Raw genomic sequence first — 11,959 nt, forward strand, 5'->3', positions numbered from 1 at the left:
CATCGGATCACGGGCGGCTAGCGTTCGTCACATGGTTAACAGCGGCCTCCCGGCGGCGGGTGTGATCGACGCCGCAGCGCGCTGGCTGGCCGCTCCCGAGGAGCCCGATCCCTGGGTCGTCGAGACGTCCGGATCGACCGGTCGGCCCAAGCGGGTGCTGCTGCCACGGCAGGCCGTCCTCGCCTCGGCGCGCGCCTCCGCGAGCCGCCTCGGAGCGAGCGGTGCCTGGCTGTTGGCCCTGCCGCCGACGTACGTCGCCGGGCTGAACGTCGTGGTCCGCTCGCTGCTCGCCGGTCACCGGCCGGTGGTGGCCGAGGACCATGGGTCCTTCGCTCGAGCGGTCGAGGCGCTGCCCGACGGGCCGCGGTTCGTCTCGCTCGTGCCCACCCAGCTGCGCCGCCTGCTCGAGACCGATGCGGCGACCACGGCGGCACTGGCGTCCTTCTCCACGGTGCTGCTCGGCGGCGGCCCGATCGACCCCGCGCTGCGACGCCGGGCTGCCGATGCCGGCGTGCGGGCGGTGGCGACCTACGGGTCCGCGGAGACCTGTGGCGGCTGCGTCTACGACGGTGTCCCGCTGGACGGTGTCGCCGTCGCGCTCGGCGAGGCGGGGCGGGTGCGGATCGCGGGGCCGACGCTCTTCGCGGGGTACGACGGAGATCCGGGCCTGACCGCCGAGGTGCTGGTCCACCCTTCGACAGGCTCAGGAGGGACCGCCTGGTTCCTGACCTCCGACGCCGGCCGCCTCGACGAGGACGGCCGGCTGCACCTGCTGGGCCGTCTCGACGACGTCGTGGTGACCGGCGGCGTCAACGTGCCCGCCCCGGCGGTGGCCGCCCGGCTGCGCGAGCACGTGGCGGTGGCCGAGGCCGAGGTGCTCGGCGTGCCCGACGAGGAGTGGGGCAACCGGCTGGTGGCGTTCGTGGTGCCCGAGTCGGGTGTCGCTGGTCGAGTGGGGAGCGCCAGCGACCGTAGCGAGACCCACGGCCTCCTCGAGGACCTGCGCGACTGGGTCGCCGCCGAGCGCCCCCGCAGCTGGGCGCCCCGGCAGCTGGTCGTCCTCGACGCGCTCCCGCTGCTGCCCAACGGCAAGCCGGACCGGGTCGCACTGCGAGGCCTGGCATGAGGCTCCACGTCTGGTCGATCCCGATGCGGACGCGCTTCCGCGGCATCACGGTCCGCGAGGGCGCGCTGATCCGGACCGAGGCCGGCTGGGGGGAGTGGAGCCCGTTCCTGGACTACACCGACCCGGCGGTGGCCGAGCCGTGGCTCCGCGCCGCCGAGGAGGCCGCGGCCGGTGACTGGCCGGCGCCGGTGCGCGACCGCGTGCCCGTCAACGTGACGGTGCCGGCCGTCGGGCCCGAGCAGGCCCATCGCATCGCGGCGGCCGGCGGCTGCACGACCGCGAAGGTGAAGGTCGCCGAACCCGGCCAGACGCTCGCCGACGACCAGGCCCGGCTCGAGGCGGTCCGCGACGCGCTCGGCGGGACCGGCCGGATCCGCGTCGACGCCAACGGTGCCTGGTCGGTCGAGGAGGCGGTCGCCGCGATCCCGGTGCTGGACCGCGCGGCCGGCGGCCTGGAGTACGTCGAGCAGCCCTGCGCCACGGTCGAGGAGCTCGCCGCGGTGCGCCGGCGTGTCGACGTGCCGATCGCCGCCGACGAGTCGATCCGCCGCGCGGCCGACCCCTACCGGGTCCGCGACCTGGCCGCAGCCGACGTGGCCGTCCTCAAGGTGCAGCCGCTCGGCGGCGTACGTGCCTGCCTCCGCATCGCCGAGGACATCGGGCTGCCGGTGGTGGTCTCCTCGGCGCTGGAGTCCAGCGTCGGGATCGCGGCCGGTGTGGCGCTGGCGGCGGCGCTGCCGGAGCTGCCCTACGCCTGCGGGCTGGCGACCGTGCCGCTGCTCACCGACGACCTGGTCGTGGAGTCGCTGCTGCCGGTGGCCGGGACGCTGCCGGTGATCTCGACAGGCTCGATCGACGACGGATGGGTCGACCCCGAGCGGCTGGCCCGACTGGCCGCCGCCCCGGACCGTGCCGCCCATTGGCAGGAGCGGTTGGCGGCGGTGAGAGAGTTCCGGTCGTGACCGCCTCGACCCTGCTCGCCCGCGCCGTCGTGACGGCGCTGGTGGAGGCGGGGGTGCGCGAGGTGGTGGTCTCGCCCGGCTCGCGCAACGCGCCGCTGGCGTTCGCGGCGTACGACGCCGCCCGCGCCGGACTGCTCCGACTCCACACGCGCGTCGACGAGCGGTCGGGCGGCTTCACGGCGCTGGGCCTGACCAAGACGGGCTCGCGTGCCGCGGTCCTGTGCACGTCGGGCACGGCGGTGGCCAACCTCCATCCCGCCGTGCTGGAGGCCGCCCACGCGGGCGTCCCGTTCGTCGTCCTGACGGCCGACCGGCCCGCCCGGCTCTACGGCACCGGCGCGAACCAGACCACCGACCAGCGCGGCATCTTCGGCGCCCTGGTGCCGACCCGGGTCCTGGAGCGGGTCGAGGACGTGACGCCGGACGCGCTCGACGAGGCGTGGCGGGCCACCGGACCGCTGCACTGGAACGTCCACCTCGACGACCCGCTCGTCCCCGACGAGCCGTGGCAGCCACCCGCGATCGCGGCGCGCCCGCTCGTGCGCCCGGTTCCGGAGCTCCACGAGACCATCGACGCCGGTCCCGGCAGCCCGCTCACCGTCGTGGTCGCCGGCGACGACGCCGGCCCGCCCGCCCGGGTGCTGGCCGAGCAGGCCGGCTGGCCGCTGCTCGCCGAGCCCTCGAGCGGGTCGCGCACGGGCGACAACGCCATCCGCACCTACCGGGTGCTGCTCGGCTCCCGGCTCGCCGACCGGATCCAACGCGTGGTCGTTTACGGCCATCCGACGCTGTCGCGGCCGGTCGGCCGGCTGCTCGCCCGGCCCGACGTGGAGGTCGTCGCCGCGCCGGGGCGCGGCGTGTGGGCCGAGCGTCCCTTCGCGGTGGCGCGCACGCTCGGTGCCGCGCTGCACCCCGAGGGCGGCGCCGACCCGGCCTGGCTGGAGGAGTGGCGCGCCGCCGACCGCGCCGTCGGGCGGCAGTTGGACCGGCTGGTTGCGCAGGAGAGCGCGCTGTCGCCGTACGCCGTGGCGGGAGCCGTGGCCCGGGCCCTGCCGCCGGGCGGGCAGCTCGTGGTCGGTCCGTCCAGCCCGGTGCGCGACCTGGACCTGATGGTGCCGCGCTATGACGCCGGCGCGCGCCGCAAGGTGCTCGCGAACCGTGGCCTGGCCGGGATCGACGGCATCGTGTCGACCGCGATCGGCGCGGCGCTGGGCCGCGACAGCTCGCGCAACCTGGCGCTGATGGGCGACGTGACGTTCCTGCACGACGCCAATGGCCTGGTGCTCGGCCCGGACGAGCCGCGACCCGACCTGACCATCGTCGTCGTCAACGACGACGGCGGCTCGATCTTCGCGACCCTCGAGCAGGGCGCGCCGGCGTTGGCGGACCGGTTCGAGCGGCTCTTCGGCACCCCGCACGGCGTGTCGATCGAGTCGCTGTGCGCGGCCACCCGGACGGCGTACACGCGTGTCGGCAGCCTCCCCGCCCTCGAGCAGGCGCTGAGCTCGCCCAACGGCGGCATCGAGGTCGTGGAGGCGGTCGTCTCGCGGGCCGAGCGTCGCGTGATCGACGAGCGGATCCACGCGCTGCGCCCCTGACCGTCCGGGCGGCTAGGGCCGCCAGGAGGGGTCGCGGCCGATGAAGGCGACGAACCGGTCCTGGGCCGACGCCGTCTCGGGCACCGGCACCTTCGGGCCGAACGGGCCGCTGCTGCGCAGCAGCTCGTCGATCGGCGCCATGCCCTCCAGGGCCGCGGCGCACCGCTCCTCGCCGAGGTCGACCTCCTGGCCGAGCGCGCGGCCGAGGTCCCAGGAGTGCATCCAGATGTCGGCGGTGTAGAACCGGTCGATCGCGGCCGCCAGCGGCATGTCGTCGAACATCCGGCTCCGGAACACCGTGTCGCCGCGCTCCTCGAGCAGCCGCTGTACGTCGGCCGTGCGCTGCCGCCAGGCGGCGACCGGGTCCCCGGTCGCGTCGATGGGCGGCAGCGTCACGTCGGCCTGGGTCAGGAACCCGGGCAGCCACTCCAGGAGGTGGCCGACCACGTCCCGCGCCGTCCATTCCGGCACCGGGGACGGGCGCGACCAGTCCTGCGGCTGGGCACTGGCCGCGATCGCGGCGAACCGCTCGGCGTCGTACGCGTGCTGCTCGGTGGGGCTCACCGCGAGGTCTCCAGGGTCTCCAACAGCTCGTCGAGCTGCTCGAAGCCCTCGATCACGCCGGTGTCCATGCCGCTGGACAGGATCGCGTCGCGGACCTCGAAGGAGTCGACCACCGAGACGCCGACGCAGCGGGTGCGCCCGCCGGGCAGCTCCTCGAGCGTCATCGTCTCCAGGCTGACGCTGTCGGGCGCGCCCTCCCAGGTGAAGGTCTGCACCAGCCGCTCGGGAGCGCGGACGTCGTGGAAGGAGCCGTAGAAGGTGGCGAAGCCGTCCTCGCCCTCGCGGCCGGCGGAGTAGGCCCACGACCCGCCGCGGCGGCAGTCCCACTGCGTGATGTTCATCGTGACGCTGCGCGGGCCCATCCACCGGGCCACCAGGTCCGGCTCGGTCCAGGCCCGGAACACCAGCTCGCGCGGAGCGTCGAACTCGCGGGTGATGGTGATCGTGGGGACGTCGGGGGAGGCGGCGATCTCCGTCTCGTGCTGGGTCGTGGTCATGACGCGTCCTCTCGTTGCTGGTCGGTCTCTGTCTCTGTCCGTGTCTCTGTCTGCTGGTGCTGCATCCGGTCGAGCAGGTCGTCGAGGCGGCGGAACCGCTCCTCGGCCTGCTGGCGGTAGCGCTCGATCCACTTCGTCATCAGGTCGAACACCTCCGCCTCCAGGTGGACGGGACGGCGCTGGGCGTCGCGGCTGCGGCTGACCAGCCCGGCGTCCTCGAGCACCTTCAGATGCTTGGAGACCGCCTGCAGGCTGACGTCGTACGGCGCCGCCAGCTCGCCCACCGTGGCGTCCGCCGCGGCGAGCCGGGCCACCAGGTCCCGCCGGGTCGGGTCGGCCAGTGCCGCGAAGACCCGGGAGAGCCGGTCCTGCTCGTCCATCCATCCACTCCTCAACCGTTTGGTTGATAATGACGCTAGACCGTCAATCCTCGGTGGTCAACCATCTGGTTGAGTGATGGGAGGCGCGGAATCCCCGGTTAACCGGGGAAATTCGAACTTCGGGGGCGTTGCAACGCCCCCGAAGTCGCGGAATCACCGGTGAACCGGGGATTCCGCGGCCGAGCAATAGGCTGACGCCATGCGGATCACCAAGTTCGGCCACGCCTGCGTTCGCATCGAGCACGAAGGGACGACGATCGTCCTCGACCCCGGTGTCTTCACCGACGTGGCGGCCCTCGACGGCGCTGACGCCGTGCTCATCACCCACGAGCACCCCGACCACTACCTGCCCGCGCACCTGCAGGCCAGCGACGCCCCGGTCTTCACCATCGACGCGGTCGCGGCCAAGATCCGCGTGGACGCCCCCGACGTCGCCGAGAGGCTCGCCGTCGTCGCTCCCGGCGAGGAGTTCCAGGTCGGCTCGATCCCCGTGCGCGCCGTCGGCGAGCTGCACGCCGTCATCCACCCGGAGCTGCCGCGGTTCCACAACAGCGGCTACCTGATGATGGCCGGCGCCGAGAAGGTGTTCCACCCCGGCGACGCCCTCACCGGGCCGGGCGAGGAGGTCGACGTACTCTTCCTCCCGGTCTCCGCACCCTGGGCGCGGGCCCACGAGCTGGTCGACTTCGCCCGCGAGGTGAAGGCGCCCCGCAACGTCGCGATCCACGACCGCGTCTACTCCGACGCCGGCGCCGGCATCTTCGACACCCAGATCAACCTGTTCCTGCCCAAGGAGGGGCTGGACTACAAGCGACTGAAGGACGGCGAGGATCTCTGATGGCCATCTATGCGGTGACCTACGGCTACACCCCCGACGAGGAGGCCCGCGACCAGCTCCGCCCGGAGCACCGGGCGTTCCTCGCCGGGCTCGGTGAGCTGCTCCTCAGCGGTCCCACCGATGACGACGGCGCGCTGCTGCTGTTCGAGGCGAAGTCGGCCGCCGAGCTGGAGGAGGTCCTCGACGAGGACCCGTTCTGGGCCGAGGGCCTGGTCGCCGAGCGGACGGTCGTGGAGTGGAGCCCGGTCCTCGGTCCGTGGCGGGAGACGCTCGGACTCTGACGGTCCGAGGACGGTCAGCCCTCGAGGGCGTCGCGGACCGGCACGAGCTTGGCCTGCGACTCGGCCAGCTCGGCGGCGGGGTCGGAGGAGCCGACGACGCCGCAGCCGGCGTACAGATGCACCGTGCTGCCGTCGATGCGCCCCGAGCGCAGGGCGAGGCCCCACTCGCCGTCGCCACTGGCGTCGAGCCAGCCGACGGGCGCGGCGTAGCGGCCCCGGTCCATGCCCTCGATCTCCTCGATCACCGCGAGCGCGGTCTCCCGCGGCGTGCCCCCCACCGCGGCGGACGGGTGCAGTGCCGCGGCGAGCTCGAGGGAGGTGACGCCGTCGCGGACGACGCCGGTGACGTCGGTGGCCAGGTGCATGACGTTCGGCAGGTGCAGGACGTACGGCGCCTCGGGCACGTTCATCGACGAGCAGTGCGGCTCCAGTGCGTCGGCCACCGACCGGACGGCGTACTCGTGCTCCTCGAGGTCCTTGCTCGACCGAGCCAGCGCACCGGCGAGCGCGGCGTCGCGCGCCTCGTCCGCCGTACGGCGGATCGTGCCGGCCAGCACACGCGAGGTCACCAGGCCCCGCTCACGGCGCACCAGCAGCTCGGGTGTGGCGCCGAAGAGCCCGTCGACGTGGAAGGTCCAGCACATCGGATAGGCCTCGGCCAGCCGCGCGAGGGGCCAACGGACGTCCACCGGCTCGGTCGCCGTCGCCACCAGCTCGCGGGCGAGCACGACCTTCTCCAGCTCGCCGCCGTTGATCCGGTCCACCGCCTCGGCGACGACCGACATCCAGCGCTCCCCGTCGACCGCCCCGTCCGCGAACGTCACTCCCCCCGGCCGTCGAGCCCCGGGTTCCCGCGCGTCGAGACCCGAGTTCCCGAGGGTCGAGTCGCGGGTTCCCGTGGTCGTGATCCAGGCGAGGTCGCCGCGCCGGCCGACGACGACGGACGGTACGACGAGCACGGAGTCGCCCGGCGCGTCCGCGAACCCGAACGACCCGAACGCCACCAGCCCGCTGCCGGGCTCGCCGACGGGGTCGTCGACCTCCGTGCGGGCGACCAGCTCGCTCCACCACTTCGAGGCGTCGGCGAACCGGGTCGGCCCCGACGTCGTCACGGCGGCCGCCCGGCCCCAGCCGACCAGTCCCTCGCCACGGCGCACCCAGGAGAACGGCGAGTCCTCCGGCAGCAACGCGATGAGGTCGTCGGCCGCGGACGCCGGCAGCAGCGACGTGCGCACCACGAGCGGCTCGGTCCTCACCGGACCAGCCTAGAGGTTCAGCGGATGGCCCCGATTCCGGGCGGCCACGCCCAGCCGGTAGCGTCGTACTCCGTGAGCGCGCCCGCGAAGAACTCCCGCACCGTCGTCATCGGCCTCCTGCTGGGAGTCCTCCTGCTCGGAGCCGTGGCCGCGTTCGCCATCGCCCTGCCCAAGGCCAGCGGCGACGCGGGCGGCGCCATCGAGCTGCCCGACACCCTGCCCGGCGGCTACGTCGCCACCGACCTGCCCGAGGCGTTCGCCGGCGCCCCCGCCGGCAGCGAGGACCAGGTCGACGCGGCGGTGCGCAACGAGAAGGCCGCCCGCGAGTATGGCGACCAGGTGCTCGCCGACTCCGGCGCGACCGCCGCCACCCGCACCTACCTGGGCGAGGACATGCAGACCGCCGTCGTCGTGCAGGCGTTCCGAGCCGCCGGTGGCGCGTTCGCCCCGTTCCAGTTCACCGACCCGTCCCGCGCCGAGGCCGGCCAGGAGGTCGAGCGGCTGGTCCGCGCGGGCGACGCGGTGTGCATCCAGAAGGGCTCCGCGACCGGCAGCGGCGAGATCGAGGGCGGCTACGTGCAGTGCCAGCGCAGCGAGGGCGACCTGACCATCCAGGTCACCACCCCGCTGCCGTTGGAGGAGGCGGCGGAGATGGTCGACACCGTCTGGACGCAGGTCTCCTGACCGCGATGACGCGCGCCGACCTCGACAAGCAGCCGACCGACGTCCGTCGGATGTTCGACGCGGTCGCGCGCCGCTACGACCTCACCAACGACGTCCTCTCCCTCGGGCAGGACCGCCGCTGGCGCACGGAGGTCGTGGCCGCGGTCGCCCCGCAGCCGGGGGAGCTGGTCCTCGACCTGGCCGCCGGCACCGGGACGTCCTCCGAGCCCTTCGCCGAGGCGGGCGCCACCGTCGTACCCTGCGACTTCTCCCTCGGCATGCTGAGGGTGGGCAAGTCGGCCAGGCCGGCGCTGCCGTTCACGGCCGGCGACGGCACCCGGCTGCCGTTCGCCGACGCCACGTTCGACGCCGTCACGATCTCGTTCGGACTGCGCAACATCGTCGACCCGCTGGCCGGGCTCGCCGAGCTGCGCCGGGTCACCAAGCCCGGCGGCCGGCTCGTGGTCTGCGAATTCAGCCACCCGACGAACGCGCCGTTCCGCAAGGTCTACCTGGAGTACCTCATGAAGGCGCTCCCGGCCATCGCCCGGGCCGTCTCGTCCTCGCCCGACGCCTACGTCTACCTGGCCGAGTCGATCCGGGCCTGGCCCGACCAGGAGGGGCTGGCCCGGCTGATCCGGGAGGCCGGCTGGACCCGGCCGCAGTGGCGCAACCTCTCCGGCGGCATCGTCGCGCTGCACCGCGCCACGGCCTGACACCGGCCCTGGGTGTGCCCCGGAGGTGACCGACCCGCCGGGCACCTGACCCTTCTCGCCTCGACACGCCGCAGCGGTGTCGAGCAGGTCAGGTACGCCGGCGGGCCGGTGTCAGCGAGCGGCGCAGATCAGCGCACCCGCACCGTCCAGGTCCGCTGGGTGCCGGCGACGGTGCCCGAGCCGAGGTAGGCGACGGTGATGCGGTGCTTGCCCTTGCGCAGCTTCTTGAGGGTGAGGGCGACGCGACCGCCGCGCAGCCCGACGGTGCGGACCAGCCGCTTGCCGTCGCGGATCTGCAGCACGCCGGTGGCCGGCACCGCCGCGGAGACCTTCAGCGTGAGCGTGGCCTTGCCGCGCTTGCCCACGACCTTCCCGGTGAGCGACGAGGCGGCCTTGACGGTGCCGGGTCCGGTCGACGGGGGCGTCACTGTCGGGGCCGTGACCACGACCGTCGCGGCCTCCGACTCCGAGCTCTGGTGGGTGACGCTGCCGCGGTACACCGCCTGCAGCTGGTGGCTGCCGGGCGCGAGCGTCGCCGGCAACACGAGGTGGGCCACGCCGTCGACGGCGGTGCCGGTGGCCAGCGGCGCGGGGGCGAGCGCGGCGGGTGCCCGGAAGACGATGTCGTCCGGGACCCGGAACAGGTAGACCGGCCCGTTCGGCAGCCCACTGGCCGACGTGACCTTCACGGTGAGCGTGCCACCGACCGGGACCCCGGCGGCCGGCACGACGACCGCGGTCGCGGTCGCGATTCGCGCGGCGGGGTCGACGACGACCACGGTCACGGGCTCCGACTCCGACGGGGCGTGGGTCTCGGTGCCGAGGAAGGCCGCGGTGAGCTCCCACGTGCCCGCGCCGACCGCGGGCTGCAGCGTGACCGTGGCGACGCCGTCCACCGCGGTGCCGTCCGCGACCTCGTCGTGGTCGGCGTCGTAGACCGCCACGGGGCCGCTGACCGGTGCCCCGCCGGAGGTGCGCACCTGCACCTCGAGCTGGCCGCCGAGCGGCACGGGTGCCTGCGGCGCCACGATCTCGACGATGGTGGCCGTGCGGAAGGGGACCACGGTCACCGACGTGGTGGCCGAGGTGGACGCCTGGTGCGCGCTGCTGCCCGCGTACGCCGCACGGAACTGGTGGACGCCGGGCACGATCGAGCCCGGGAGGGTCAGGCGGGCGACGCCGTCGGTCGCCGTGCCCGAGGTGACCACGGTGTCGGTGCCGGTGAGCAGCACGACCGCGCCCGACGGGCTGCCGGTCGCGGAGCTGACCCGTACGACGAGCTCGCCGCCGGCCATCACGCCGCCGGCAGGGGACTCGATCACCGTCGTGGTGGCCGGGCGCTGGTCGGCCGGGCCGACGGTCAGGGTGGCCACGTCGGAGGTGGCGGGGTAGACGTAGATGTTGCCGGCGTACTCCAGCTTGAGCGTCCAGGTCCCCTCGTTGGTCCGTGCCCACTCGGTCATGTCGACGGTCAGCGCCCCGGTGCCGCTGTAGTTCCCGCTGGCGACGGTGAGCAGGTGGGTGCTGCCCGACTGGCCCGCGAACAGCTTCCAGGCGCCGTTCGGCAGGCCCTCGCCGGTGTCGCCGGTGTCGATGGTCAGATCGATCGAGACCTCGTCGCCAGCGGCGATGACCTGGCGCGACAGCGTGCCGGACAGGGTGGCGCGGTAGCCGCTGACCTGCACCTCGGTGGTCCCGGTGCTCGCGGCGTAGGTCGAGCTGCCCTGGTAGGCGGCCGTCATCGACCGCGTGCCGACCGGCGGTCGGGACAGCGTGGCCACGCCCTCGGAGTCGGTGCTCACCGTCGTGGTCACCATGCCGTGCGCGCTGAAGACGACGCTGCCGGTGGGCACGAACCCCGTCCCCTCCGAGCTGACCCGCACCTTGATGTCGCCCTGCGGCTCCGCGGTCGCGTTGACGAAGGTGACGAAGGTGGGTCGCTTCGTGATGGTGGCGGTGCGCTCGAGCGACCTCTTCTCCACGCCCTCCTTGATCGCGGTGGCGACCAGCTGGTGCGATCCCGGCGCCAGATGGGTCCGCGTGTCGACGGTGACCTTGCCCTCCGTGTCGGTCGTGAGCAGGTCGGTGAGACTGCCGTTCGGCTCCACCCGACTCAGGATGAGGACCCCCTCGGTGGCCGGGTAGTTGGTGGTCATCGTGACCTCGAGCGCGTCGCCCCAGGCGGGGCTGTTCGCGATGGAGAGCGCCACGTTCAGGTTCGTCGGCGCCGCGGTGGCGGCGCCCGACGAGAGGCCGAGCAGCCCGGCGACGAGGGCGAGCACGCCGAGGAGTACGGCGGCGTGCCGGTGGAGGACGGTCATGCTGGTTCCTTCCGAGGGTGGAGCCGAGCGGCTCACGGGGGTGATGTGAGGACGTGGAAGGGGGCGTCGCGTCCTGTCGGTCCACGAGCCACCCGGCGCCGGTTCTCGGTCGACCGGCACTGACAGGCCTGTCGCAACGAGAGGCCCGATCGGTTCACGCCCCTCCCGGCGGGCGGCCGCAGCCGCGGCCGTCGGGCGCTCTATCGGGGCCCGGCGAGGCGCCGGGCAGCCGTTATCCCCGGGTGGTGCGTGCACTGCGTGCCGTCGAGTGATAGGAATGGGGCCGAAGGCCCTTTGTGATCCAGTTCACAAGATCACGAACTGATCGGCAGAGGGCCGGACGGACCTCGACGAGAGCGGGCCGGGTCCCCCCGGACCCTGGGAGGAGGAGCAGTGCAGCTCTACACGCCGGTGCTGGTGCTGCTCGCGCTCGCCACGGTGTTCGCGGTCGGCTCCGTGGTGATGAGCAGCCTCGTCGGGCCGAAGCGCTACAACCGGGCCAAGCTGGACTCCTACGAGTGCGGCATCGACCCGACGCCGCGCGCGGTGGGCGGCGGCCGCATCCCGGTCAAGTACTTCGTCACCGCGATGCTCTTCATCATCTTCGACATCGAGATCATCTTCCTCTACCCGTGGGCCGTGCACTTCGACCAGCTGAAGCTCTTCGGCCTGGTCGAGATGGTCATCTTCATCGCCACCGTCTTCGTGGCCTACGCGTATGTCTGGAAGCGCGGCGGACTGGACTGGGACTGAGGCG

General features: G+C 73.6%; 13 protein-coding genes. 8 read left to right on the forward strand and 5 right to left on the reverse strand.

Going from position 1 to position 11,959, the window contains the following annotated elements; translation table 11 throughout:
* Positions 1–31: 31 nt before the first annotated feature.
* From VGE38_RS06225 to menD, 3 genes are read left to right on the forward strand one after another with little or no spacing between them, the layout of a single operon-like run.
* Positions 32–1,126 (forward strand): AMP-binding protein, encoded by a 1,095-nt coding sequence (locus tag VGE38_RS06225; protein WP_331141669.1) that lies wholly within the window; start codon positions 32–34, stop codon positions 1,124–1,126.
* Positions 1,123–2,088, forward strand: a complete 966-nt coding sequence (locus tag VGE38_RS06230) for an o-succinylbenzoate synthase (RefSeq protein WP_331141670.1) — start codon at positions 1,123–1,125, stop codon at positions 2,086–2,088. Before VGE38_RS06225 ends, VGE38_RS06230 begins: the two co-directional genes overlap by 4 nt.
* On the forward strand, positions 2,085–3,686 hold the full coding sequence (gene menD, locus VGE38_RS06235; protein ID WP_331141671.1) for a 2-succinyl-5-enolpyruvyl-6-hydroxy-3-cyclohexene-1-carboxylic-acid synthase: 1,602 nt from the start codon (positions 2,085–2,087) through the stop codon (positions 3,684–3,686). The genes VGE38_RS06230 and menD overlap by 4 nt, the downstream gene beginning before the upstream one ends.
* Positions 3,687–3,698: 12 nt before the next feature.
* On the opposite strand, the gene VGE38_RS06240 is transcribed toward menD, so the two are convergent.
* From VGE38_RS06240 to VGE38_RS06250, 3 genes are read right to left on the reverse strand one after another with little or no spacing between them, the layout of a single operon-like run.
* The gene (locus VGE38_RS06240; RefSeq protein ID WP_331141672.1) at positions 3,699–4,250 is read right to left on the reverse strand and encodes a TIGR03086 family metal-binding protein; all 552 of its coding nucleotides are present in this window, start codon (positions 4,248–4,250) and stop codon (positions 3,699–3,701) included.
* Positions 4,247–4,747 (reverse strand): SRPBCC family protein, encoded by a 501-nt coding sequence (locus tag VGE38_RS06245; RefSeq protein ID WP_331141673.1) that lies wholly within the window; start codon positions 4,745–4,747, stop codon positions 4,247–4,249. Before VGE38_RS06245 ends, VGE38_RS06240 begins: the two co-directional genes overlap by 4 nt.
* Positions 4,744–5,127: an ArsR/SmtB family transcription factor gene (locus VGE38_RS06250; protein ID WP_331141674.1), complete on the reverse strand. Its 384-nt coding sequence runs from the start codon at positions 5,125–5,127 to the stop codon at positions 4,744–4,746. Before VGE38_RS06250 ends, VGE38_RS06245 begins: the two co-directional genes overlap by 4 nt.
* 199 nt (positions 5,128–5,326) lie before the next feature.
* Here VGE38_RS06250 and VGE38_RS06255 point away from each other — a divergent pair, with 199 nt between their 5' ends.
* Positions 5,327–5,965, forward strand: coding sequence for an MBL fold metallo-hydrolase (locus VGE38_RS06255; protein WP_331141675.1), 639 nt, complete (start codon positions 5,327–5,329; stop codon positions 5,963–5,965).
* Entirely contained in the window at positions 5,965–6,246 is a 282-nt protein-coding gene (locus VGE38_RS06260) for a YciI family protein (RefSeq protein WP_331141676.1), read from the forward strand. The genes VGE38_RS06255 and VGE38_RS06260 overlap by 1 nt, the downstream gene beginning before the upstream one ends.
* 14 nt (positions 6,247–6,260) lie before the next feature.
* Here the strand turns inward: VGE38_RS06260 and VGE38_RS06265 are convergent, their stop codons facing one another.
* Positions 6,261–7,502, reverse strand: a complete 1,242-nt coding sequence (locus VGE38_RS06265; protein WP_331141677.1) for an isochorismate synthase — start codon at positions 7,500–7,502, stop codon at positions 6,261–6,263.
* Positions 7,503–7,574: 72 nt separating this feature from the next.
* Here VGE38_RS06265 and VGE38_RS06270 point away from each other — a divergent pair, with 72 nt between their 5' ends.
* Positions 7,575–8,186 (forward strand): hypothetical protein, encoded by a 612-nt coding sequence (locus VGE38_RS06270; RefSeq protein ID WP_331141678.1) that lies wholly within the window; start codon positions 7,575–7,577, stop codon positions 8,184–8,186.
* A 5-nt stretch (positions 8,187–8,191) separates the two neighbouring features.
* Positions 8,192–8,881: a demethylmenaquinone methyltransferase gene (locus VGE38_RS06275; RefSeq protein WP_331141679.1), complete on the forward strand. Its 690-nt coding sequence runs from the start codon at positions 8,192–8,194 to the stop codon at positions 8,879–8,881.
* Between the two features lie 128 nt (positions 8,882–9,009).
* Here the strand turns inward: VGE38_RS06275 and VGE38_RS06280 are convergent, their stop codons facing one another.
* Entirely contained in the window at positions 9,010–11,202 is a 2,193-nt protein-coding gene (locus tag VGE38_RS06280; protein WP_331141680.1) for an Ig-like domain-containing protein, read from the reverse strand.
* Between the two features lie 393 nt (positions 11,203–11,595).
* Between VGE38_RS06280 and VGE38_RS06285 the strand changes: the two genes are divergently transcribed.
* A complete protein-coding gene (locus VGE38_RS06285; protein WP_331141681.1) occupies positions 11,596–11,955 on the forward strand; it encodes an NADH-quinone oxidoreductase subunit A in 360 nt (119 codons plus the stop codon).
* The last annotated feature ends 4 nt before the right edge of the window (positions 11,956–11,959 follow it).

This window comes from Nocardioides sp., from assembly GCF_036405735.1.
Lineage (GTDB): Bacteria > Actinomycetota > Actinomycetes > Propionibacteriales > Nocardioidaceae > Nocardioides.

Bases quoted from the DNA above. Each gene is read 5' to 3' on its own strand.
- VGE38_RS06255 (WP_331141675.1), top strand. From the start codon at position 5,327: ATGCGGATCACCAAGTTCGGCCACGCCTGCGTTCGCATCGAGCACGAA.
- VGE38_RS06275 (WP_331141679.1), top strand. From the start codon at position 8,192: ATGACGCGCGCCGACCTCGACAAGCAGCCGACCGACGTCCGTCGGATG.
- VGE38_RS06230 (WP_331141670.1), top strand. From the start codon at position 1,123: ATGAGGCTCCACGTCTGGTCGATCCCGATGCGGACGCGCTTCCGCGGC.
- VGE38_RS06225 (WP_331141669.1), top strand. From the start codon at position 32: ATGGTTAACAGCGGCCTCCCGGCGGCGGGTGTGATCGACGCCGCAGCG.
- VGE38_RS06260 (WP_331141676.1), top strand. From the start codon at position 5,965: ATGGCCATCTATGCGGTGACCTACGGCTACACCCCCGACGAGGAGGCC.
- VGE38_RS06245 (WP_331141673.1), bottom strand. From the start codon at position 4,747: ATGACCACGACCCAGCACGAGACGGAGATCGCCGCCTCCCCCGACGTC.
- VGE38_RS06250 (WP_331141674.1), bottom strand. From the start codon at position 5,127: ATGGACGAGCAGGACCGGCTCTCCCGGGTCTTCGCGGCACTGGCCGAC.
- VGE38_RS06280 (WP_331141680.1), bottom strand. From the start codon at position 11,202: ATGACCGTCCTCCACCGGCACGCCGCCGTACTCCTCGGCGTGCTCGCC.